A 21122-nucleotide genomic window follows, 5' to 3' on the forward strand; every position below is an offset into this window, starting at 1 on the left:
CCTGAAAAGAGCACGAGAGCTACAGCTCGTGCTCGAACGCCTTTTCCTTGGCCAGATTGTGGCAGCGATGCTCTGTCGTAGGGAAGCGCCTGCTGACTTCCTGCAAAGCCGCCCGGGCCTTCTTCGCGCTGCGGAACTGCACACTGCGTTGGAATTCGAGCATGAGCTGGGCACATTGGTGGTCCAGCTCGGAGGAGACCTGGGAAAGCTGATACCGGACGTCCTCGTACAGCTCCGGCCGCGTGTCCAGGGCCTCCAGGGTAATCCAGGCGAAGCGGAACTGCTGCCAGGCCCGGAACAGGTTCTCCGCCCCCACCCCCTTCGAGTCGAAGAAACGCCGGCCCGTGGAGGCATATTCGCGCGCCTGCTCCAAAAGCTGCTCGGGCGGCAATTCCGGCACGGGGATGATTTCCAACCGCAGGTTCCACACCCGCCACGTCTCGTTGCCCGGGGGGTTGCGGACGTTGTCGAAGGCGAAGGTGTTGACGACGCCGCGCTTGAGGGCGCTGGCGGGGAGGATGTGCTCCAGCTCCCGCTCGGCGGTGGTGGTGGTATCCGGTGGCACCCAGCCCAGGTTCACCCCGTTGAGCACCAGGGCGACCTCCTCCTTGGACACGCCGCTGGCCTGGTAGTGCAGCAGGGCCACCGCGCGGGTGGGCGCGACGAACTGGAACTCGAAGGACTTCTGGTCCGGGTGCTCCCAGCGCACCCCCTCCCCCAGCCCGAACGAGTCCGTCACGGCCTCCAGGCCCAGGCTCGAGGGCTCCGCGCGAGCGCCGCCCAGGCCCACCCCTCCGGGCAGGAACACGGCGGCGAGCCCCACCGACACGCCCCCCAGCACCAGGAGCAGCACCGCGCCCGTCAGCAGCTTGCGGGGCAGGGACAGCCCGCGCCACCCGAGCACCAACTGCCCTCCCCGGCTCCGCGACAGCGCCCGTCGCTCGCGCGCACGGTCCGCGGCGGTGGCCCCGGGAGCGGACGCGCTCCTGGCGACGACGGGAGGGGGCGCGAGCGTCGGCGCGTCCTCCACGCCAGGGGCGAGCGCGGCGACGGGCTTCGCGAGCCGGACGATGGGCCGGGTGGAGTCCTCGTCCGCGGGACTCTCCAGCAGCCCCACCGCCGCGAGCGTGGGCAGCGCCAGCTCCGTGCGCTCCTCCGGGATGGACTCCTCCAGCAACCCCGGAGGCATGGCGGTGGCGATGGGCGGCGACACCGCGGCCAGGAGCACGTCGGTGCGCTCCTCCACCGGCGGCGCCAGGGGCACGCCCAGCAGGGCGGGTGAGAGGGTCAGCTGCACCTCGGTGCGCTCCTCGACGGGGAGCACCGGGGGCATGGCGGCGCGGGCGGGAGGGAGGACCTCGGTGTGCTCCTCGCGTGGGAGCACGGGGGGCGGCAGGGGCCGCGAGGTGAGGACCGGCACCATCACCACCGGCGCCAGGTTCAGCTCGGTGCGGTCCTCCTGCGGCGGCGCTGGAGGGGGCACCAACACCGGGGGCACCGGCGGCACGGAGGGGCGCTTCGAGGCGGTCGGCGCCGGCTCGGACAGGGACGCGAGCGACGGCAGGATGGGGAGCGGCGCCGCGGGGGCCACGAGCGGACGCTTGCCGCTGGGCGGGTTCGACGAGGACGGCGCCACGGGAGCGACGGCGGGGAGCTCTCCGGTGGGCAGGTACTCCTGGTCCGGCTGCTCCAGCACCACCGAGGGCTGCGGGGGCGCGCGGCGGATGGGCCGCGTGGCGTCCACGTCCCCATCCGGCGGCACCCACAGGAACGTGAACTCCACCGGCCCCACGCCGATGCGGTCCCCGTCGCGCAGCAGCTGCTCGCCCTTCAGCAGGTTGCCGTTGAGCACCGTGCCGTTGGAGCTGCCGTTGTCCTCGGCGTAGTACTGCCCGGCACGCAGGACGATGCGAGCGTGCTGCCGGGAGACGCCGTGGTCATGCAACACCACGTCGTTCTCCGAGGTGCGGCCGATCTTGACCTCGGCCTGCTCGAAGACGAGCTCGCGTCCTTCCTGGAGCCCCTTCGTGATGGAGAGGAGAATCGGCAGAGGACTTCCCCCTACGCGAGCTCACCGAAGAAGAACTGGAACACGATGGGTCCGAAGAGGACCATGAACACGGTCGGGAAGATGCAGGCGATGAGCGGGAAGAGCATCTTCACCGGCGCCTCGCCGGCCAGCTTCTCCGCGCGCTGCGTGCGGTCGATGCGCATCTGCGTGGACTGGATGCGCAGCACCTTGCCCAGGCTCGTACCCATCTTGTCCGCCTGGATGAGCGCCGTGACGAACGTCGTCAGCGACGGCAGGTCCACGCGCACAATCATGCTCTTGAGGGCCTCTTCACGCGTCTTGCCCATCTTCAGCTGCTTGAGCACCAGCTGCAGCTCCTCGCGCAGCGGGCCCGCCTTGCCCTTCTCCACCACCTTCGCCAGCGCCGCGGTGAAGTCCAGACCGGCCTCCACGGACAGCGTCAGGAGGTCCAGGTTGTAGGGCAGCGCGCGGCTGATGAGCAGGTGGCGCTTCTTCACCTGGTCGTTCAGCCACAGGAGCGGGTAGTACATGCCGAACAGCAGGAACAGCAGCGACCAGACCAGGTTCTGGCCCAGGCCATTGAGCATGAACAGGCCCATCAGCAGGCCGACGACGGCGCTGACTTCCTGCAGCGCCATCATGTCCTCGGGCTTGTAGCCCTGGGGCTCACCGGCCTTGATGAGGTTGCGGCGCGACTTCGCCTCGTAGCTGGGCCAGATGAACCGGCGGTTCATGGCACCCAGCCGGCGGATGGCCACCGAGCCGAAGCCCTTCATGCCGCCCTGGGACTCGTCGCGCACCTCCGACAGGAAGCGCTCCAGGAGCACCTGGTACAGACCGATTCCGAGGAAGCCCACCGCGCCTGCGAAGAGCAGCGCCGAGCTTCCGACCAACACTTGCGTCAGGATATCCACCGGGCACCCCTCAAATGTCGATGTTGACGATGCGCCGGATGATGAGGATGCCCATCACTTCCATGATGGCGATCAGCACCACGAGGATCCACCCGAAGTAGTGGTTCATCATGGGCTCCATCAGGTCCGGCCGCATGTAGTTGAGCACCATGCCGAGCACGCCCGGCATGGCGGCGACGATCCACCCCTGCAGCTTGCCCTGCGAGGTGAGCGCGTCGATCTTGCCTTCCAGGCGGAAGCGCTCGCGAATCACCGTGGAGATGGTCTCGAACATCTCCGCCATGTTGCCGCCCAGCTGGCGCGCGATGTTGGTGGACACCACCACCAGCTCCAGGTCGTCGCTGCCCACCCGGCGGCCCATGTTGATGAGCGCCTCTTCCAGCGGCACGCCCAGCTTCACTTCCTTCACGAACAGGCCGAACTCCTGCGACAGCGGAGGCATCGCCTCGCGCGCCACGTGCTCGATGGCCTGCGGGAAGGTGAGGCCGGCCTTGAACGCGTTCGCCATCGCCTGCAGCGCGTCCACCAGCTGGACGTTGAACTTCTTGATGCGCCGCTTGCGGTAGTGCTTGACCATGATCATCGGCAGGAAGAAGCCGAAGACCGTGGCGATGACCGCCAGGATGGGGTTGAAGATGATGTAGGTGAGGATGCCCAGCAAGCACATGCTGGCGATGTTGAGGACCAACATCTGCCGCGCGTCGATGAACAGGAACATGTCGCTCAAGTCGTTCATCGACTTGGCGACGTAGCGCTCCTGGTACTGCTCGTACGCCTTCGAGAGGACGCTGAAGATCACCAGGCTGAAGAAGAAGACCGAGCCGGTGACGAGGAGGAGGACGATTCCTGCGAGCATGGGCGTGCTTCCCTGAGGACGAGGGCGCCGTGGCGCCGACTACTGGGCGCCCGCGGCCGCGGCCTTGTCGCCACTGCCCTTGATGATCTGGATGATCTCCCGGCGCTTGGCCTCCAGCACGCGGGTGCGCTCACCCGACAGGAGCGTGCTGATGGTCGCGCGGCCGCGCTCCTCGATGAGGTCCACGTCGTCCTCGTTGCGCAAGGACAGCGTCAGCGCGCCGAGCTCCGCCGCGAGCACGAGGATCTCCGCCTCTTCCGGCAGCACCATCAGCGACACGTTGTTGTAGTCGCGCTGGCCTTCCGGGATGAGGTTCACGTTGGTGGTGCCGGTGATCTTGCCGGTGGCCACCACGATGATGTTCTGCAGCAGCGTCACGCCGACGTTCTCGTCCGTCTGCGGGTCGCGGAACGTGCCGATGATGTCCACGTGGTCGTTCGGGCGGATCCAGCCACCGACGGAGGTGGTGTTCTTCGCCTCGATGGTCATCGCGCGCATCTTCTTCTGGACCTTCGAGGACAGGCGCTCGGCGGCCTTGGTCGTCTCGAACTGGCTCCACAGCAGCGGGTCACCCGCCTGCAGGGCCACCAGCACCTTCTGGTTCACCACGTACGACGCCGAGTCCGGACGGACCACCGACGAGGTGACGAACTGCTCGGGGACCGAGCGCTGGGAGATCATCTCGAAGGTGATGACCGTACCCTCGGGGACATCCTGAGCCGCCACGACGACGGGCACCAGGTTCCAACCGCGGCGGACATCCGCCTCCTTCTTCTTGATGGCGGAGTACGCGATGACGCCGGCCAGAAGGCCGAGCACGAGCGCGACGACGAGCGGAGTCTTGCCCTTCAGCATGGTTCAGGAACCTCCAAAACGGGGGGGCGCCGTTCGGCGGCGAAGGCGTTCGAGGGGTGTTGAATTCCAAAAAGGCGCACATCGGCGCCGACGGCGCGGGATGTTAGCCGTGCGATACAGCAGGTGTCAAAACCACCTCCCGCGACAGCACAGAATCCCGCGCCAACCCTGTCGAATCGCTGGGTTGCGTCAGCGGTTCCTGAGGCCGTTGATGGCGGCGAGGTCCTCGGCGGTCAGCCCGTTGTATTCGGTGATGCTGTAGAGCGCATCCTGGACCACGTCGGCGTCATCCTCGTTGGCGATGACCTTGTTCTCCAGGAGCTGCAGCAGCCTCACGATGTCGGGGTCCGTGGACACGGGGCCCAGCTCGAAGGTGCCCCCCTCCTCGGAGGGGCCACGCGCCTCGTTGAGGCAGTACATGTGGAGCGGGACCAGGAAGACCTCTTCCTCGCTGCCGCCATCCGTGCCCGCGTCGACGCCGCCGGGGCCCGTGCCCGTGGGGGGAACCGTGATGGGCTCACGGCCGATGAGCATGCCGTTCTGGATGCGGCTGGGCGCCGTGTTGAGCACCACCAGCCCCGGCTCGAACGTCACCTCGACGGGGCTACCCGTGGTGTTGCGCAGCGGCACGCAGACCAGCACCGCGGGCCCCGTTCCGATGGGCGCCACGCCGTTGCCGCAGTCCTTCGTGGCGTCGCTGGCGCCGTACGGCACCCCCGCGAGCTCCACGCCCGGAGGGAAGACGAACGTCTTGCCCACCGGCCGGCCCGGGTCCTCGCCGAAGCCGGGCCTCACCAGGTTCACGCCCGCGTCGAAGGTGAAGCCGCCATCCCCGCCGCCGCCACCGCCCCCGTCGTCGTCATCACTGCACGCCAGCACCCCTGCCCCGACACCCACCGCGACGACCATCCACTTCCAGGCCGCATGCGCCATGTCGCGCTCCTTGTCCTCGTCGTTGTGCGCAGGCGACTCCTCCGGCCACGAGCCACTGCGTCATGAGGTATCCCGAGACTCGCCGAGTCCCGGGTCCTCGGCAACACCGACGCGCAAGGAACGCGTCAGTGTCCAGCAGTGTGCGAAGGATGCGGCGATTCGAGGGGCGACGCCGAGGGCTGCTGCATGGGCGGAAGGTCCGGATTGTAGAGGCCGCGCAGAATCAATTCCCGCCCCCGCTCATCCAGCAGCATCGCGGGCTCGCCCTCCCGCAGGCCGACCATGCGCACGCTGAAGCCCACTCCGTCCGGCGTGACGTGGACCCACAGCGCTCCAGGCACCAGCGTGGCGGGACGGTCGTCATCCGACTCCAGCCACTCCAGCCGCATGGGCACGGCGCTCAACGCGCGCGTGCGCACGCGGTCGTTCACGGGCCCCGCCACCTCGAGGGCCGTGCTCCAGTCCCCACGCTCCGTGGGGACCTCTCCGTGCGCCTGGAGCTCCTGCACCATCGTCAGATGGACCCGGCGCCCCACGCGGAGGATGGACAGGTTGGCGGTCTCCTCGGCGCGAGCCTCGCGCAGGGGCCGCCCGTCGCCCGCCGCCACCGCGCCCACCACGGCCACCAGCACCGCGCCCGACGCCCAGAGCGGCGCGGAGTGCCCGCGCACCAGCGCCCAGACCAGACGCAGCACCGCGAGCACCGCCACCACGGAGCCCCCGAGCAGCGTCCAGCGCGGCAGGGGGCCGACATGGAACGCGTGTCCGAGGACTCCGACGACGTGCCGCCATTCGGGGACGGAGACGTACAGCACGCCCCCCGCCATCGCGAGGAAGGCGGCCGCGTGCACCAGCCTCAGTCCCAAGGGGGACGGCGCCCCCACCGTGCTCCGGTCCGTCACGGGAACGGCAGGTTCAACACGAAGTAAAACGAGTCGTAGTAGATCTGGTACGAGCGCATGAACAGGTCGATGACGTTCGACTGCACGTCATCCGTCCACCGGACCTTGACCGACCCGCCGATGATGAGCGCGACGACGAGGACCCAGTTGAGGATGGAGTATTCGACCATGGCCTGGCCGCGCTGGGAGGCGCGCCGGCGCTGCGTCTTGGGGATGCTCATGGGGAGGCTTCCTCCGGGGCCGCGTCCTGCGGCGCGTCCATGTCGGGCAGGTTGGGGAACACACGGTCCGCGTACTCCAGGCGGACCTTGGGGGCGGACGGAGGCGGCAGCACCATTCGCGGCTTGGCGTCGATACCGTACTCCGCCACCTCCATCGAATGGGCGATGCCTGGAATCTCCATCTTCGCCAGTTGCATCAACGGAATCTCGCGGGAAATCCACATCCGCTTGACGACGGTCTTCTTCACGACCAGTTCGATCTGCACGGCCGACACCGTCCCCGCCAGCGTCATCACCCGCATCTCCTTGCTGGAGCGTAGCACGGGCTTGAGCCCCGCGGGCAGCGGCTCCTTGTCCTCGTCCGGGTGCGGCAGCTTGTCGTCCTTGGCCTCCTGCCCCATCTTCTTCATGACGTGGTCCAGGGCCTCCTGCGAGTACTCCTGCGGACGGTCCGTGGGGCCGCCCACATAGAGCCGGGAGATGGCGTCGTACTGGATCTGCTCGCCCTCGCGCGCCACCAGCATGCGCATCTGCATCAGGGGCGACTTCATGGCCGGGTGCGTGCCCGCCTCCATCTCCACCCACACCGCGTCCCGGCCCTGCTTGTCCTTCTCCTCCCCCACCACCGCCATGCGCCAGTAGTAGATGCGCTGGCCACCCGCGCCGCCGTCGAAGCGGTAGGTCACCCAATCGCCCACGCGCGTGTTGCGCGCGCCGCGCGTCAGGTGGTTCATCACCTCGCGCGCCGCGGGGCTCTCCTCCGCGCGCGCCGACGCCGCCATCAGCACCACCGCCAGGACGGCCCACGTCGCCCTCATTTGCCCGTCCCCTTCGTCTTGGCCTTCTGCTCCTGCTCGTAGGCCTCGCGGCTCTTGCGGACCGCGTCGTCGTTGGGCACCGCGTCCGGACGGTCCGAGCCCACCCAGGTCTGGAGGACGGTCGACATGCCCTCGTCCACCTCGGAGATGGTCGTCATCACCTGCTCGCCCTTGCGCGCGTGCTCCATCGTCACCTGCGTGCCACCGCCCAGCTTCGTCACCGTGCTGCGCACCGGCGAGAACCCCTGGCGCTCCAGCTCCGCGTCCACGCGGCGCTGCACGTCGTTGAGGTCCCCCGTCACCAGGGACGTGCGGTTCTGCGAGCCGCCCGGGTCGTCGCGCGTGGCCAGGTCCTGGCTGTAGAGCGTGCCCTCCAGCTTGACCAGGCCCTGCGGCGGCGTCTTCGGCGGACGCGACCACAAATCGCGCAGCGCCGTGAAGCCCACCGTCTTGCCCGCGTGCATGCGCAGCACCACCCCGCGCTGCAGGCCCTCGCGCGTGAAGAGCGCGGAGACGACGGCCTCCTCCTCCATGTCGCCCTCCACCACGGTGGGGTAGCCCTCGTCGCGCCACTTCTGCGCGAAGTAGGCCACCACCTTCTTCATGGGGTCGGTCGTGGTGAAGTAGGCCAGGCGGTAGTACTCCCCGCCGATGACCAGGTCGTTGCCGATGCGGGTGTGGACGGTGCCCGGATACACGGGCACCTGCTGCTCGGCCGCGCGCGCCGGCCCGAAGGCCCCCAGCGCACAGCCGAGCACCAGCCCGAGGGCCGCGGCCCTACTCGCAGCGAATCTTGTTGTCCTGCTCATCCTTCTTCGTCGCCTCTTGGTTGGCGTCCGGGTCCGACGGGTCGTCGGCCATGGCCTTCTTGCAGCCCATGAAGTGCGGACCGCGGGCCATGAACAGCTTGATGTAGTTGCTGTCCCCGTACGTCATCTCATCGCGGAACGGCGCCGTGTCGAAGCAGTCCGGCCGGTCGTTGTCCAGCAGGTCGCGCATCGCGTGCAGACCGCTGCTCGCCGAGCTGTCGTACCCCGTCAGGCCGTTGCAGTTCCCCTTCTGCTGGGGATCGATACCGTAGTTGCGGGCGACGACATAGGTGCCGAAGAAGTTCGGCAGGAAGCTCCCCAGGAAGCTGAGCACGCTGCCAACGCTGCCATCCAGCGCCTGCGTCAGGCCCAGGAACTTCATCCGCCCCACCTGCACGTGCATGCCGTGCGGGTCGCTGCCCGAGCGGTGGTTGCCCGCTCGCCTGTCTCGCACCACCGCGTCGCCGCCGTCCGGCATGTTCCAGCCGTTGGCGTACATCGAGTAGCGCGAGCGCATGGGGATGCTCGCCAGGTCCTGCCCGCCGAAGGTGTCCGACTTGAAGAAGCCGCCCTGCCCCGACTCGTCCAGGTAGCTGCGCGGGATGATGACGTTGTCGAAGTTCATCGTGACTTCGGACTCGACCCATCCCTTGTTGTTGAAGCCCCACATGTTGAGCACCGAGCCGGCGCCCGAGTTGAGCATGCCAATCACCCCGGCGCCCAGCCCGCCACCCTCTCCCGTGCTGCCGGGACCGCCCAGCATCCCGGACTCGAGGAAGGGAATCTCCTTGTTGGTGATGGTGCCCTGCACGTTGCCGTAGCGGGCGATGAACGTGCCCACCGTGCCGTTGGGCTCCACCGAGTCCATGTCCTTGTAGCGCTCGACCAGCTCGGTGTGCGCCTCCTGACGTGCGTCCTCGAAGGCGTTGTCGTGGTTGCCCTTGGCGAAGTCAGAGAGGGAGTAGCTGGTCATCTCCCAGACGGCGTAACGCGCCATCTCCTGGAGCTTCAGCTTCGCCCGGACCAACTCCGTCAGGTACATGCTGAACATCAGAATCATGACGAGGAGCGGCACGGAGAGCGCGAACTCGACCGTGGCGGCACCGCGCCGGAAACTCTTGCGGGACATGGGGGCTCTCATCGCGGTCCTCAGTGCGTCATGACCTTCGGGGCGAAGCCCTGGAGCGCGCCGGGCAGCGCGTCCAGCATGCTGCCGACGACCGGGAGCTGGTTGCGCCCCTGGTACACGGACGCCAGGCGCGGACGCCAGTACGGGTTGAAGAAGTTGGGCTGCTCGGTCCAGTTGCCCGGGCGGTGGTAGTAGCTCTGACCGCGCGAGATGACGTTGAGGCCCTCGGTGAGGCTGAGGAACTTCTTGCGGTTGTTGAGCATCTCCAGCCCCTCCGAGTCCGCGGTGAAGGAGAACTTCACCTTGCCGTCGTCGTTGAGGAGCGCGGGCGCGTTGGAGCCCGTGCCGTCCGCGTTCTCCTTGTTCACCACGTCCTCGGGAGACTTGTTCAGCGCCACCCAGGCCGACGGCTGGTTGAAGTCGAACTTGCGCTCGGCGATGGCGTTGTTCGCCGCGTTCGCCATCGGGTTGCAGGTGCTTCCCGAGTACTGACCGGGCTCGAAGTGCATGAACGGCGTCACGCCACCCCAGGGGTGGTTGCCGTCCTGGGCCGGACGCACGTTGGCCGTGTACACGTCCACCTTGAACCAGCAGACGACGAGCTGGAGGACGCAGACCTTCTCGCGGTGGATGCCCACCTCGCGCTCGGCGCCGCTGGGCGCGCGGTGGTTGCGCCACCCCTCGCTGTTCTGGGGGTAGTGGATGCGCCAGTGGACGCCGCCCTTGACGCTGCCGGTGTCCTTGTCGTTGAGCGCCCACACGCTGGGCTTCATGGTGTGACGGTACGGCAGCTTGATGCCGCCCTTGTCGTTGAGGCCCTTGCGGTTGTCACCGAAGCAGCGCGTGTACGGGTCCTTGTTGTTGCAGGACAGCGGGTTGTCCGCCTTGCCCACGCCCACGTCGACCTCGGCGGGGCCCAGCTTGAGCCAGTACAGGTCGTCCGCGCCCATGTTGTCACCCTGCGCCGTCATGCCCCACGGGCTCAGGTTGTCGTTCCAGTCGCGGATGTAGTTGCGCGAATCCATGATGCTCTTCGCGGTGGGGAACGTCGCGGACAGCATGCGCGTCTGCCCCATCTTCTTGAACTCCATCAGGCCCGGAGCGTTCACGCCGTTGTTGAGCATGTCGCGCAGGAAGCCGAGCGCGTCCGGCAGCGGGAGGATGTCACCCAGCTCGCGCGAGGTGGTGAAGCGCTCGGGGCAGATGCCACCCTCGTGGTCACACGCGTAGCGCGTGGCGTTGGTGATGCCGCCCATGGAGCGCTTGGCGCGGGCGATGTCGTCGTTGGCCTTGTACTTCGTCACGTCCAGCGCGCCGAACGGGTTCTTCCACGTGCCCGGGTTCAGGGGCTTGCCGCCCGCGTGCGAGTTGTGCGCCTGGCTGAAGAGACACTGGCTGTAGATGCCCGTCGCCAGCTGGCTGGCCAGCGAGTTGAGCTTGGTGTCGTTCGCATCCAGCACGCCCTGCGTCGTCTGCGTCACGTGTGTCGACGCGGACATCATCACCGCCTGGGACATGAAGTACATGGCGCCGTTGAGCACCCGATGCGCTGGAATCAGGAACTTGCCCAACCACTTGTCGGGATTGGCGGCCTTGAGGATGCGCTGGAACGGCTGCAGGAAGACCGTCTTGTACAAGGTCATGATCTTGTTCACGGCCTTGATGACCTGTCCCACGTACGGAATCACTTCGATGATGGGACACAAGACGATCCACAGCTTCTTGCGTTTGCCGGCGCACGGGTTGAGCGTCTTCATGAACCCGAACAGGTCCGTGAAGAACGCCTCGGCCGAGTAGATGACCGAGATGAGCGAGTGCCACATCATGGCCGACACGTAGTGCGACACCTGCGTGCGGTTGGCGTACGCGTAGAAGTTGAACGCGCGCGCCTCCATGGCGGCCATCGAGTAGGCGGCGGCGTCCGCGGTGTTCTGCAGGCGCACGCGCTCGTGCACGGTGTGGCCGATGTTCACCGTGGTCAGCACGGCGATGGACATCACCAGCACCATCAAGGCGGCCAGGATGAGGGCCTGGCCCTCCTGGCGCTGGAAGCTCTGTCGGAGGATTCGAGTGAACATGGTGCGTGCGTCCTCTTACAGGCCCCAGTCGGGGTTGAGGTGCATGATCCACTTCCGGTGGAAGTTGGACTGCATGCGCATGGTGTAGGTGGCCGTCAGCGGCATGAAGTAGCGCTTGCCGACGAGACTGGAGACGAACGGGATGCTGCCGGTGGCGAGCCCCCAGAGCACCCACATCTCGGCGGGGTACAGCGAGTTGTAGCCCTGCTCGTGGTCGATGCCCTTGGCCATCGCGGCCAGCGGCGTGAGGTTGCCGCCGTCGGACATCATGTTGGCCCGGGGCGCGAGCGTCGCGCGGTCGATGGCGCCGCGCAGGGCCACCTGGGCGTTGGACGCGTACCAGGACGTGAAGATGATCCAGTTCGCGAACGGGACCTTCATCTCATAGAAGTAGCGCAGGCGGATGGTGAGCCGCGTGGCCTTCCGGTAGACGAGCTCGGAGCTGTCCGGCTCCGGCAGGTTGAAGAACTTGCGGATGTTGCTCTCCAGCGACGGGACCTCCGGGAAGCTGTCCGCGCCGTCGAAGTCCAGCTCCTGCCAGTTGTAGCCGCTGCGCAGCTTCCAGATGGTGTCGATGGGCGTGAAGTACGCCGGGTTGATGGTGTCCACGCGGATGAGGCCGAACAGGTTCGAGCCGTTCACCGTGCGAGGAACCACGCCGCCGCCGAAGTTCAGCGTGCGCATCGCGGAGTCGTAGATTTGATGGATGGCGAAGGTCTTCGCCAGGTTGCCGATGTCGTCGGTGCGCCCCAACGTCGGCAGCAGCGCGACGATGGCCGCGTCATGCATGCGCTCGTTGTTGCCGTTCCACACGACGCCGGCGCGCGCGGCCTGGTAGGCGGCGTACTCGGTCATCAGCTTCGCGTGCTGAATCAGCGTCAGCTGGATGATGCCCAGCGTCATGAAGACCGCGAGCGGCATGATCATCGCCGCTTCGACCGCCGCCTGCCCGGATTGACGGCCCGACGCCTTTCGCGGCCGCTCTTCCTGTTCCATTCCCATGGCGCCATTATCTCGATCAGCGCCTCCGGCACGCATCGGTCAAATGGACACCGCCGGACGGTTTCAGCCTCCCATTTATTGAAAAATCGCGCGGGCTTACGGCGCGGGTTGGGCAGGCTCGGCCGGGGTTTCCGCCGAGTCGGCCTCGCGGCTCAGGCGTCGCCGGGCCGCCTGCGCGGCGCTGGAACCCGGAGATTCCTGGATCACCTGACGACACGCGGCCAACCCCTCACGTCGGCGTCCCAGGGCGAGCTCGGCATCGCACAGCCGGTTGAGCAGACCCATGCGCTCCGTCCCGGAGGCCCCGGCGTTCAGGGCGAGGTTCAAGAGACCCGCCTCCCGGGCCCGGTCCCCTTCCCGGAACGCGGCTTCGGCCTTGAGGGACAGCTCACGGACGGAGGGGCCCCGGGCCTTGTCCTCCTTCGCGGCCTCGGGAGCCGTCGAGGCGGCCTTGGGGCTCTTGGGCCGCATCACCAGGGCATCCTCCTGCTGCTTCGTCGGCTCCGGGGCCGCCGGAGCCGTCCTGGAGGCGAGCGAACGTTCGATGGCGGAATCATCCTGGGGCGGTGCGGGCGGCGGCTGGGCGACGACGGCCTGGGGCAGCGACTCCGCGGCGGACTCCATCGCCGGGGCACCCTCGGCCTCCTCCCAAGCAGCAACGTCCGCTGACGACTTGTCGTCCAGGTCCGCGCTGGACTCCTTCTTCGCCGCGCTCGAACCTCCGAGCCGGAGCGGCTCCCGGCGCGCCACCTTCCCCTGCGGAACCTCCAGCTCGTCGCTCACGGGAGCGCGCTTCTCCAGGGCCTTCGGCGCGGGCTTCGATGTGACGGGGAGCGAGGCCGTGGGCAACGAAGGGGCGCCCTTCGACTTGGACCTGGAAGCCTCGCGAGGGCCCACCGAGCCGATTCCACCCCCGCTGCCGTTCTGGTCCCAGTCCTCGGCGCGGCGGGCCACCTGGTTCTTCCGCTCGCCGAACTCGTCGCGCTGCCGGGTCTCGTGCATGAGCCGGTCCTCCGCCAGCTCGCCATCGACGACCGGCGCCGAGTCCGCGTACGCGGCGGCGGCCGGAGCGGGGGCCGGGGCCATGCCCGCGGTGGGCGGCGGAGGGGCGTCCACGGAGGTGGGCTCCGCCTTCTTCACCTGGGCCTCCCCCTGCCTCAGGTCGGGGCGGGTCAAGTCGGGCGAGACGGCCATGAACGAGACGATGCCCAGCGTACCCACCGACGCGAGCCCCACGACGGGCAAGAACCAGCGACGCCACCGGGACGGCTTGGGCTCGGGGCCCGCCGCGGCCCGGCGCGCGGACTGCTGCGCGTAGGCCAGCAGCGACTCCAGGCCCGCGTCCGGCGCGGGCTCCTCGGAGAGCTGCGACATGGTGACGCGCACGCCACGGATGTCGTCCAGGGCCTGGGTGCAGCGCACGCAGCCCTGCAGATGGGACTCCACCGCCTGGGCCTCCGTCGTGGAGAGCTCGCCGTAGGCGAAGTCGAGGAGCCGGTCCTCATGAGCATGGAGGTTCTGCGGCTTCATCCCACCACCGTCCTTCCATCCTCGACGAGGTCGCCATCCACGCCCAGCTCGGCCAACCGGCGACGCAGGCCGTCCAGCGCGTAGCGCATCCGGCTCTTCACCGTGTTCTCCGAAACGCCCGTCACGTCGGCGATGTCCTTGAACGGGATGCCGCTGTACTCACGCAGGATGAACACCTCGCGCTGCTCTTCCGGCAGCGCCGCCAGGGCGCGCTCCAACAGGGGCCGCAGCCGCGCGTTGTGCGCGCCGCGCTCGGGGCTGGCGCCACCATCCGGCAGCGCGTCCGCGAGCGCCCGGCCGTCCTCGCCGTCCGCACCATTCACCGGCGACTCCAGGGACGCGGCCTGGCGGTAGCTTTCTTTGCGCGCGCTGTCCACACAGAGGTTCCTCGCGATGGTGTAGACCCAGGTGGTGAATCGGGCCTTCGCCTGATACTCGCCGGCGCTGCGTACGACCTTCAGCCACGTCTCCTGCAGCACGTCCTCCGCCCGCGCGCGTTGCCCGACGAAGCGCAGGATGAAGTTGAACACCGGTGTCCGATGCCTTCGCACCAACGCCTCGAACGCACGAGCGTCCCCCGCCTGGAAGGCGAGCATCAGGCGCTCGTCTGAGGTCTCCGGTCCCAACTCTCCCCCATCGCTCGTGGAGCCACGCTCACTTCCGGCCCACCCTCAACCCGTGCCGTCATAACGGACGACGGCGCGCGAGGGTCTAATCCGGTCGTGGTCTCCGGTAAGTGGCCAGAATGACAGGCAGCGCGACCCCTGTCACCAGCGCCGCCTGGGCCAGGAGCACGCCAGGCAGGGGACGCTGGAGGTGGACGTGCAGCGAGCGTGCGAGCGCCAGGCCCAGCAGGCCCCCCGTCGCGGTGCGCACCGCGTTGGAGCCCGCCGCGGGCCGGAAGCGGCCCACCGCCCAGTCCACCAGCGCGGGCAGCGTGAGCAGCAGCACGGCGGGCACGTCCCAGGACCAGCTCAGCGGCGCGCGCGCCACGAACAGCGCCACCAGCCCGGCCAGCATCACCGGGTAGGTCCCCAGACAGCGGGCGCAGAGCCTCAGCCCGCCGAAGAGGTACGTGCGGTTGTACTCATCCGGGTGATGGTGACTGAGCCAGAACACCGTCGGTCCCTCCGGGAGGTGGAGTGGGAGCAGCCCGCTGGGATGCGTCCTCCGCCAGGAAACACGCGGCGAAGTGCCCCGAGTCCAGGGGATACAGCGGAGGCGACTCGCGTCGACAGCGCTCGATGGCGTGGGGACATCTCGGATGGAACGTGCAGCCAGGAGGCGGCGCGAGCGGAGAGGGCGGCTCGCCCGGTACCAACAGCCGCGTCCGGGTCCGTGATGGGTCCGGCACCGGCACCGCCGCGAGCAGCGCCTGCGTGTAGGGGTGGCGCGGTCGGCGATACAGCCTGTCCGAAGGGGCCAGCTCGACGACGCGCCCCAGGTACATCACCGCCACGCGCGTGGACACGTGCTCGACGATGTTCAGGTCGTGCGCGATGAACACATAGGTGAGCCCGCGCTCGCGCTGCAGGTCCACCAGCAGGTTCACGATTTGCGCCTGGATGGAGACATCCAGCGCGCTGATGGGCTCGTCGGCCACCACCAGGTCCGGGCGCAGCGCGATGGCCCGGGCGATGCCCAGCCGCTGTCGCTGCCCACCGGAGAACTCGTGGGGAAGCCGCCCCAACGCCTCGCGCGGCAGGCCCATCGCGTCGAGCAGCGCGAGGACCTCGCGCTCCTTCTCTCCCGGACCACGCGCCAGGCCGTGGATGTCGAAGGGCTCACCCAACAGCTCGCGCACCGTCATGCGCGGATTGAGCGAGGCATACGGGTCCTGGAAGACGAGCTGCATCCGGCGACGCAGCGGCCTCAGCCTGCGCTGGGACAAGCCGGTGAGCTCCTGCCCGTCGAAGCGGATGGAGCCCGCGGTGGGCTCCACCAGTCGCAACAGCGCGCGCCCCAGCGTGCTCTTCCCACAGCCGCTCTCCCCCACCAGGCCCAGCGTCTCGCCCCGGAAGACGTCCAGGCTGATGCCGTCCACCGCCTTCACCGCGCCGCGCACGCGCTGCAACACGCCCGCGCGCACGGGGAAGTGCACCTGGACATCCCTCGCCTGGAGGAGCGGCTCGACGGGGCTCATGGCGCGGGCACCGGATGATGACAGGCCGCGCGCTGCGAGCCGCGCTTGAGCTCGAGCACCGGCATCACGCGCGCGCACTCTTCGGTGGCCCGCTCACACCGCTCGCGGAAGGCGCAGCCGGAGGGAAGTCGCCCCAGCGCGGGCACCATGCCGGGGATGGCCCTCAGTCTCCGCCTGGGAGCGCGAGCATTCGCGTCGAGTTCGCCGCCCAGGGCGGGCAGCGAGCGCAACAGCCCCGCGGTGTACGGATGGGCCGGATGGGCGAACAGCTCGCGCACCGGCGCGTGCTCCACCACCTTCCCCGCGTACATCACCACCACCGTGTCGCAGCTCTCCGCGACGACGCCCAGGTCGTGGGTGATGAGCATCACCGCCATGCCGCGCTCGGCCTGCAGGCGCTTGAGCAGGTCGAGAATCTGGGCCTGGATGGTGACGTCCAGCGCGGTGGTAGGCTCGTCCGCGATGAGCAGCGACGGGTCGCACGCCAGCGCCATCGCGATCATCACCCGCTGCCGCATGCCGCCGGAGAGCTGATGAGGCCACGCATCCACCCGCTCGCCGGGCGCGGGGATGCCCACCTGACGCAGCATCTCCACCGCGCGCTCGCGGGCCTGGGAGCGCGAGGCGCCCAGGTGCAGCTTCACGCCCTCCGAAATCTGCTCGCCCACCGTGAAGACGGGGTTGAGCGACGTCATCGGCTCCTGGAACACCATGGCCACGTGGCGTCCCCGCACGCGCCGCAGCTCCTCCTCCGGGAGCGTCAGCAGATCGCGCCCCTCGAAGAGCACCTCGCCGCCCGCCACCCTGACGGGCGGCTGGGGCGCGAGTCGCAGCACGGACAGCGCGGTGAGGCTCTTGCCGCAGCCGCTCTCACCCACCACGCCCAGCGTGCCGCCAGGAGGCAGCGCGAAGGACACACCGTCCACCGCGCGCACCGGGCCTTCCTCCCGCGACAGCTCCACGGTGAGGCCCCGGACGTCCAGCAGGGGCCCCTCCGCCGAGGGCGACGCGACAGAGGTCACTTCTTCGCCAGCTCCTCCAGGAACTCCACCTCCTGGATGAGCCCCTTGCGGATGAGCAGGCGGATGAGGCTGGCCACCATGCGCGCGGGCTTCACCTTCTCCGTGTCCAGCACCGCCTCGTCGCCCCGCGACATGCGCTCCAGGTCATCCAGGATGGCCAGGTCGTCGTCGGAGAAGTCCGGCGTGGGCGTGAGCGCCAGCGCGGGCTGCGAGCCCTTCGCCGCGCCACCGAACATCACCACCGGGACGCGCGGCTTGCCGTCGTCGGCCTCGAGCACGGGAGGCGGCGGAGGCCGGGGCGGCGGAGGCTTCACGCCGAGCAGGTCATCCAGCGAGTCGCCCCCGGCGCCGCCCAGGGCCTCGGCGGGCGGAGGCGGCGGCGTCCCGGGCCGACGGGCCGCGGGAGCGGCGGCGGGTGGTCTCGCTGCGGGGGGCTTCGGCGTCTCCGGCATCTCCCACTCCAGTGGCGTTCCCGCGGCCACGGGGAGAGGACCTGCGCCCTCCTCCTCGTACAGCGGCTCCGCCTCGACGATGTCCAGCGGCTCTCCCCGCGCCCGGGCCAGCGCGGTGTCCAGGTCGTCCGACGCGACGACGAAGACCCGCACCTGCTTGCGGAGCTGGAAGCGCAGCTCATCCACCAACGTCAAATCCCCCGGGTCCTCCACGGCGACGTGGACGCGCTCGCTGCGGCCCTCCACCTCCATCCGGAAGAGGAGCACCCGGTGCTCGGCCTGGAAGTCCAACGACACCAGCGATGACACCGCTGGCGCGATCTCATCCGGCAGCTCGATGAAGGGCAGCCCGTGCTGCACGGCCAGCGCCCGGGCGACATGGATGGGCGCGCACGCCCCCTGCGCCACCAGCACCTCGCCCAGCCGCATGCTCCCCGGAGCGCCCTTCTGCCCGAGCGCCACCCTCACCTGCTCCGCCGTCACCACGCCCGACTCGACGAGCAGCTCGCCAATCTTCTTGCGCATAAGGCAGAGCTACCGCTTGACCTTCGCGAGGTACTCATCGCGGGAGAAGACGTTCTTCTCGATGAGCAGCTCCACCATCGCCTTCAGGGCCGCCACCTCCTTGCGCTGCACCTCCTCCACGCTGCGCAGGAGGTCCGCCGGACTGCCACCTCCCGAGGACGCGCGAGGGGCCTCCGCGACCGGCGGTGCCGGGCGCGCGGCGGGAGCGGGCTTGGGCGCCGGAGCGGAGGCGACAGCGGCCGCCGCCGGGTCCAGGTCCTTGAGGTTCTTCACCACCGTGCGGCCCTGGGCGTCCACCACCTTGAAGTTGGTGTCCGCGTCCTCCAGCTCCATGTTCTGCTCGTACATGCGAGCAAACGCCCGGGCGATGGAGGTGCGGCCGGCGACGTTGGGGATGATGCGGCACTTCGTCACGGCGCGCAGCTCGTCGAGCATCCGCACGTTGAGCGGATCCGACATCGCCACCACCAGCGTCTTTCCCTCGTCGCGAAGCTGCAGCGGCAGCACGGAGAAGTCGCGCGCCGTCTGCGCCGGAATCTTCGCCTTCACGTGCGGCGCGACCACCTGCACCGCGTCCAGGTTGACCGCCGGCATGCCGAGCTGCTTGGACAGCGCCCGCACCAGGATGTCCTCGGAGACGAGGCTCATCCGCACCAGGATTTCACCGAGCTTGCCGCCCCACTTCGCCTGTTCGGCGAGCGCGGCCTTGAGCTGGCTCTCCTGGAGCACATTCGCCTTGATCAGCAATTCTCCAAGCTTGATCTGTGCCATGTCGTGGGGGCCACTCTACCCGAGTCCAGCCGTCGCGCTTCTTCTTCCGTGCCTGGCCGGTCAGGAACCCGGCGCCGGGGGTGCCGGCGACTCGGGGGGACCGACGGGCTGCTCACGCCCGGAGTCATCCACCTCGACGACCTTGGCCCCCTCCGGCGGGACCAGCTCGTAGAGCGTCAGGTCCGGCCGGGCGTTGAGCTTGATCTGCTGGTAGCGCACCTGGAGCTTCGTCTGTGCCTGCTTCGCCTCCAGCTCCACCTTTCCCGGGAAGATGAGCCCGCCCTGCTCCAGGAAGTCGTCGAACGCCAGGTCGTACCCCGGCACGCCCCGCACCTGGCTGCGCACCACGCGCAAGTACTTGGGGTGAACCTGTAGCACCTGGGTGGCCGCTCCCCGGTGGAGCGTGAGCACGTAGACGCCCTCCTTGGTGTCCAGCTCCAGCGTCTTGCGCTCGGGCGGGATGAGGGGCACCTGGCCCAGCAGGATGGCCACCAGCTCCTCCCCCGGCAGCACGACGGGGAGGAAGCGCGAGACGTTCTCCGGGCTCGCCGGTCCCTGGTACCAGGTATGCGTCTGGGCCTGGTACAGACCGAAGCGCGAGCCGTCCCCCACCAGGGAGGCGAGCGGACGGTTGAAGAAGTCGAACGTCTCCAGGTGCAGGAAGGCCGGCCGGGTGACGGCGAGGAACATGCCGATGGTGCCGCTCTGCTGGGGGGACTCGACGCGCAGCTTCGCGTCCCCCTCCAGCGTCACGACGTTCTCCTGGTTCGCCCGGACCCGTTCGTAGACGACCTCGGCATCGGTGAGCTGGCCCTCGGGGCCGAACTCGATGCGCTTGGGGCAACCCGAACAGAGCACTCCCAGGAAGATTGCGACGGCTGCGCGGTTCATATGTCCTAGTCTGGGCCATGGCGCCCTGCCGGGTCACCCACCAATGAGCCTGAACGACATCCTGCATTACCTCCGCCTGGGCGGAGTCACCCTGGCCCTGCTGCTGCTGGCCTCCGTTGCCGCGCTCGTCGTCGCCGTGGAGCGCATCATCGCCCTCTGGGGGGTGAGCGAGCGCTCGCGCCTGCTGGGCGAGGCGGTCAGCAAGCACCTGTTGCGAGGCGACGTGGCCGCGGCCCGCACCGCGGCCGAACGCTCCGACTCCGTGGCCGCCGACATCTTCCTGGCGGGCTTCGACCGCTGGGAGCGCAGCCGAGGCTCGGGCGGTGCGGGCGTGGAGGCCGCCGTGGAGCGCGAGCGCGCGCAGGTGGGCCTCAAGCTGCGGCGCAACCTGTGGATCCTCGCCACCATCGGTTCCATCACCCCCTTCGTGGGCCTGTTCGGCACCGTGGCGGGCATCATGCGCTCGTTCAAGGACCTGGGCCTGGACGTGGAGGCGGGCGGCACCGGCGGCAGCGCCGCGGTGATGACGGGCATCTCCGAGGCGCTCGTGGCCACCGCCGTCGGCATCCTCGTCGCCGTGCAGGCCATGGTCTTCTACAACTACTTCCAGGCCCGCCTGTCGCGCGTGCTGGTGGAGCTGCGGCTGATGGGCGACGAGTTCGCGGAGCTGCTCAAGGAGCGCGCCGCCGGGGGACCTCCTCCGGAGCCCCGCCCCGAGTCCCCGTCCGCGCCCCGCGCCGACTCGCAGCCGGCCTGACGCCCGGAGGGAACACACCATGGCCATGGGCAAGACACCGGGGTCCGACGACGGCGAGGAAGGCGTCTTCGCCGAGATCAACATCACCCCGCTCACCGACATCTTCCTCGTGCTGCTCATCATCTTCATGGTGACCAGCTCGGTCATCGTCCAGCAGGGCCCGGGAGGCGGCGCCAAGGCGGGCCTCAAGGTCAACCTGCCCAAGGGCGGCGCGGCCGACGTCACCGCGAAGACGACGGACCTGTCGGTGGCGGTGCTCGCCGACGGGCGCTTCGTGCTCGCCGGCAACGTCGTCACCCAGGAGGAGCTGCAGAAGTCCTTCGACGCGGCCAAGGTGAAGGACCCGGACACCGTCGTCATCGTCCAGGCCGACGAGGGCGTGCCCCACGGCACCGTCGTCCAGGTGATGGAGCTGGCGAAGAAGGCGGGCCTGGGTCAGCTCGCCATCGGCGTGCGCGAGGGCGACTGACGCGCCGTCCGGT

At 69.0% G+C, this 21122-nt stretch carries 22 protein-coding genes; 2 read left to right on the forward strand and 20 right to left on the reverse strand.

The features are described 5' to 3' along the window. Positions 1–19: 19 nt before the first annotated feature. The 20 genes from K8625_RS37415 to K8625_RS37510 form a co-directional block, all read right to left on the reverse strand. Positions 20–2050: an FHA domain-containing protein gene (locus tag K8625_RS37415; RefSeq protein WP_255666275.1), complete on the reverse strand. Its 2031-nt coding sequence runs from the start codon at positions 2048–2050 to the stop codon at positions 20–22. Positions 2051–2061: 11 nt separating this feature from the next. Further along, positions 2062–2928 carry a type II secretion system F family protein gene (locus tag K8625_RS37420; RefSeq protein WP_223751674.1) on the reverse strand — a complete coding sequence of 289 codons (867 nt, stop codon included), beginning with the start codon at positions 2926–2928 and terminating at the stop codon, positions 2062–2064. Between the two features lie 28 nt (positions 2929–2956). Next, positions 2957–3802, reverse strand: a complete 846-nt coding sequence (locus K8625_RS37425) for a type II secretion system F family protein (protein WP_141324761.1) — start codon at positions 3800–3802, stop codon at positions 2957–2959. A gap of 39 nt (positions 3803–3841) precedes the next feature. Then, positions 3842–4657, reverse strand: a complete 816-nt coding sequence (gene cpaB / locus K8625_RS37430) for a Flp pilus assembly protein CpaB (RefSeq protein WP_046714742.1) — start codon at positions 4655–4657, stop codon at positions 3842–3844. Positions 4658–4846: 189 nt separating this feature from the next. Next, positions 4847–5590: a hypothetical protein gene (locus K8625_RS37435; RefSeq protein WP_223751675.1), complete on the reverse strand. Its 744-nt coding sequence runs from the start codon at positions 5588–5590 to the stop codon at positions 4847–4849. Positions 5591–5715: 125 nt separating this feature from the next. Next, positions 5716–6492, reverse strand: coding sequence for a hypothetical protein (locus K8625_RS37440; protein WP_223785398.1), 777 nt, complete (start codon positions 6490–6492; stop codon positions 5716–5718). Then, entirely contained in the window at positions 6489–6713 is a 225-nt protein-coding gene (locus tag K8625_RS37445; protein ID WP_046714745.1) for a hypothetical protein, read from the reverse strand. The genes K8625_RS37440 and K8625_RS37445 overlap by 4 nt, the downstream gene beginning before the upstream one ends. Continuing rightward, entirely contained in the window at positions 6710–7531 is an 822-nt protein-coding gene (locus tag K8625_RS37450) for a hypothetical protein (protein ID WP_141324758.1), read from the reverse strand. Before K8625_RS37450 ends, K8625_RS37445 begins: the two co-directional genes overlap by 4 nt. Next, a complete protein-coding gene (locus K8625_RS37455; RefSeq protein ID WP_223751677.1) occupies positions 7528–8340 on the reverse strand; it encodes a hypothetical protein in 813 nt (270 codons plus the stop codon). Before K8625_RS37455 ends, K8625_RS37450 begins: the two co-directional genes overlap by 4 nt. Then, entirely contained in the window at positions 8309–9469 is a 1161-nt protein-coding gene (locus K8625_RS37460) for a TadE/TadG family type IV pilus assembly protein (protein ID WP_223751678.1), read from the reverse strand. Before K8625_RS37460 ends, K8625_RS37455 begins: the two co-directional genes overlap by 32 nt. 20 nt (positions 9470–9489) lie before the next feature. Continuing rightward, positions 9490–11547 (reverse strand): TadE/TadG family type IV pilus assembly protein, encoded by a 2058-nt coding sequence (locus K8625_RS37465; RefSeq protein ID WP_223751679.1) that lies wholly within the window; start codon positions 11545–11547, stop codon positions 9490–9492. Positions 11548–11562: 15 nt separating this feature from the next. Beyond that, positions 11563–12549 (reverse strand): TadE/TadG family type IV pilus assembly protein, encoded by a 987-nt coding sequence (locus K8625_RS37470; RefSeq protein WP_141324755.1) that lies wholly within the window; start codon positions 12547–12549, stop codon positions 11563–11565. Between the two features lie 96 nt (positions 12550–12645). Continuing rightward, positions 12646–14079, reverse strand: coding sequence for a zf-HC2 domain-containing protein (locus K8625_RS37475; RefSeq protein ID WP_223785399.1), 1434 nt, complete (start codon positions 14077–14079; stop codon positions 12646–12648). Beyond that, a complete protein-coding gene (locus K8625_RS37480; RefSeq protein WP_223751681.1) occupies positions 14076–14705 on the reverse strand; it encodes an RNA polymerase sigma factor in 630 nt (209 codons plus the stop codon). Before K8625_RS37480 ends, K8625_RS37475 begins: the two co-directional genes overlap by 4 nt. An 85-nt stretch (positions 14706–14790) precedes the next feature. Then, positions 14791–15198, reverse strand: coding sequence for a DUF2085 domain-containing protein (locus tag K8625_RS37485; RefSeq protein ID WP_223785400.1), 408 nt, complete (start codon positions 15196–15198; stop codon positions 14791–14793). Further along, positions 15167–16222, reverse strand: a complete 1056-nt coding sequence (locus K8625_RS37490; protein ID WP_223751682.1) for an ABC transporter ATP-binding protein — start codon at positions 16220–16222, stop codon at positions 15167–15169. Before K8625_RS37490 ends, K8625_RS37485 begins: the two co-directional genes overlap by 32 nt. Beyond that, complete coding sequence (locus tag K8625_RS37495; RefSeq protein ID WP_223785401.1) at positions 16219–17244, reverse strand: ABC transporter ATP-binding protein; 1026 nt, start codon at positions 17242–17244, stop codon at positions 16219–16221. The genes K8625_RS37490 and K8625_RS37495 overlap by 4 nt, the downstream gene beginning before the upstream one ends. Beyond that, positions 17241–18221: a general secretion pathway protein GspE gene (locus K8625_RS37500; RefSeq protein ID WP_223785402.1), complete on the reverse strand. Its 981-nt coding sequence runs from the start codon at positions 18219–18221 to the stop codon at positions 17241–17243. Before K8625_RS37500 ends, K8625_RS37495 begins: the two co-directional genes overlap by 4 nt. A gap of 9 nt (positions 18222–18230) precedes the next feature. Further along, on the reverse strand, positions 18231–18992 hold the full coding sequence (locus K8625_RS37505; RefSeq protein WP_141324748.1) for a general secretion pathway protein GspE: 762 nt from the start codon (positions 18990–18992) through the stop codon (positions 18231–18233). Between the two features lie 60 nt (positions 18993–19052). Further along, a complete protein-coding gene (locus K8625_RS37510) occupies positions 19053–19883 on the reverse strand; it encodes a DUF4292 domain-containing protein (protein ID WP_223751685.1) in 831 nt (276 codons plus the stop codon). A 43-nt stretch (positions 19884–19926) separates the two neighbouring features. Between K8625_RS37510 and K8625_RS37515 the strand changes: the two genes are divergently transcribed. After that, positions 19927–20640, forward strand: coding sequence for a MotA/TolQ/ExbB proton channel family protein (locus K8625_RS37515; protein WP_223751686.1), 714 nt, complete (start codon positions 19927–19929; stop codon positions 20638–20640). A gap of 19 nt (positions 20641–20659) precedes the next feature. Further along, positions 20660–21109 carry a biopolymer transporter ExbD gene (locus tag K8625_RS37520; RefSeq protein WP_223751687.1) on the forward strand — a complete coding sequence of 150 codons (450 nt, stop codon included), beginning with the start codon at positions 20660–20662 and terminating at the stop codon, positions 21107–21109. The last annotated feature ends 13 nt before the right edge of the window (positions 21110–21122 follow it).

Origin of the sequence: Myxococcus sp. AS-1-15, from assembly GCF_020037055.1 — a bacterium.
In the GTDB taxonomy this organism is placed as follows: Bacteria; Myxococcota; Myxococcia; order Myxococcales; family Myxococcaceae; genus Myxococcus; species Myxococcus fulvus.

Excerpts from the sequence above, each read along its gene's own strand:
- K8625_RS37425 (WP_141324761.1), bottom strand. The coding sequence starts at position 3,802 with ATGCTCGCAGGAATCGTCCTCCTCCTCGTCACCGGCTCGGTCTTCTTC.
- cpaB (WP_046714742.1), bottom strand. The coding sequence starts at position 4,657 with ATGCTGAAGGGCAAGACTCCGCTCGTCGTCGCGCTCGTGCTCGGCCTT.
- K8625_RS37435 (WP_223751675.1), bottom strand. The coding sequence starts at position 5,590 with ATGGCGCATGCGGCCTGGAAGTGGATGGTCGTCGCGGTGGGTGTCGGG.
- K8625_RS37445 (WP_046714745.1), bottom strand. The coding sequence starts at position 6,713 with ATGAGCATCCCCAAGACGCAGCGCCGGCGCGCCTCCCAGCGCGGCCAG.
- K8625_RS37450 (WP_141324758.1), bottom strand. The coding sequence starts at position 7,531 with ATGAGGGCGACGTGGGCCGTCCTGGCGGTGGTGCTGATGGCGGCGTCG.
- K8625_RS37455 (WP_223751677.1), bottom strand. The coding sequence starts at position 8,340 with ATGAGCAGGACAACAAGATTCGCTGCGAGTAGGGCCGCGGCCCTCGGG.
- K8625_RS37460 (WP_223751678.1), bottom strand. The coding sequence starts at position 9,469 with ATGTCCCGCAAGAGTTTCCGGCGCGGTGCCGCCACGGTCGAGTTCGCG.
- K8625_RS37465 (WP_223751679.1), bottom strand. The coding sequence starts at position 11,547 with ATGTTCACTCGAATCCTCCGACAGAGCTTCCAGCGCCAGGAGGGCCAG.
- K8625_RS37470 (WP_141324755.1), bottom strand. The coding sequence starts at position 12,549 with ATGGGAATGGAACAGGAAGAGCGGCCGCGAAAGGCGTCGGGCCGTCAA.
- K8625_RS37475 (WP_223785399.1), bottom strand. The coding sequence starts at position 14,079 with ATGAAGCCGCAGAACCTCCATGCTCATGAGGACCGGCTCCTCGACTTC.
- K8625_RS37490 (WP_223751682.1), bottom strand. The coding sequence starts at position 16,222 with ATGAGCCCCGTCGAGCCGCTCCTCCAGGCGAGGGATGTCCAGGTGCAC.
- K8625_RS37500 (WP_223785402.1), bottom strand. The coding sequence starts at position 18,221 with ATGCGCAAGAAGATTGGCGAGCTGCTCGTCGAGTCGGGCGTGGTGACG.
- K8625_RS37505 (WP_141324748.1), bottom strand. The coding sequence starts at position 18,992 with ATGGCACAGATCAAGCTTGGAGAATTGCTGATCAAGGCGAATGTGCTC.
- K8625_RS37510 (WP_223751685.1), bottom strand. The coding sequence starts at position 19,883 with ATGAACCGCGCAGCCGTCGCAATCTTCCTGGGAGTGCTCTGTTCGGGT.
- K8625_RS37515 (WP_223751686.1), top strand. The coding sequence starts at position 19,927 with ATGAGCCTGAACGACATCCTGCATTACCTCCGCCTGGGCGGAGTCACC.
- K8625_RS37520 (WP_223751687.1), top strand. The coding sequence starts at position 20,660 with ATGGCCATGGGCAAGACACCGGGGTCCGACGACGGCGAGGAAGGCGTC.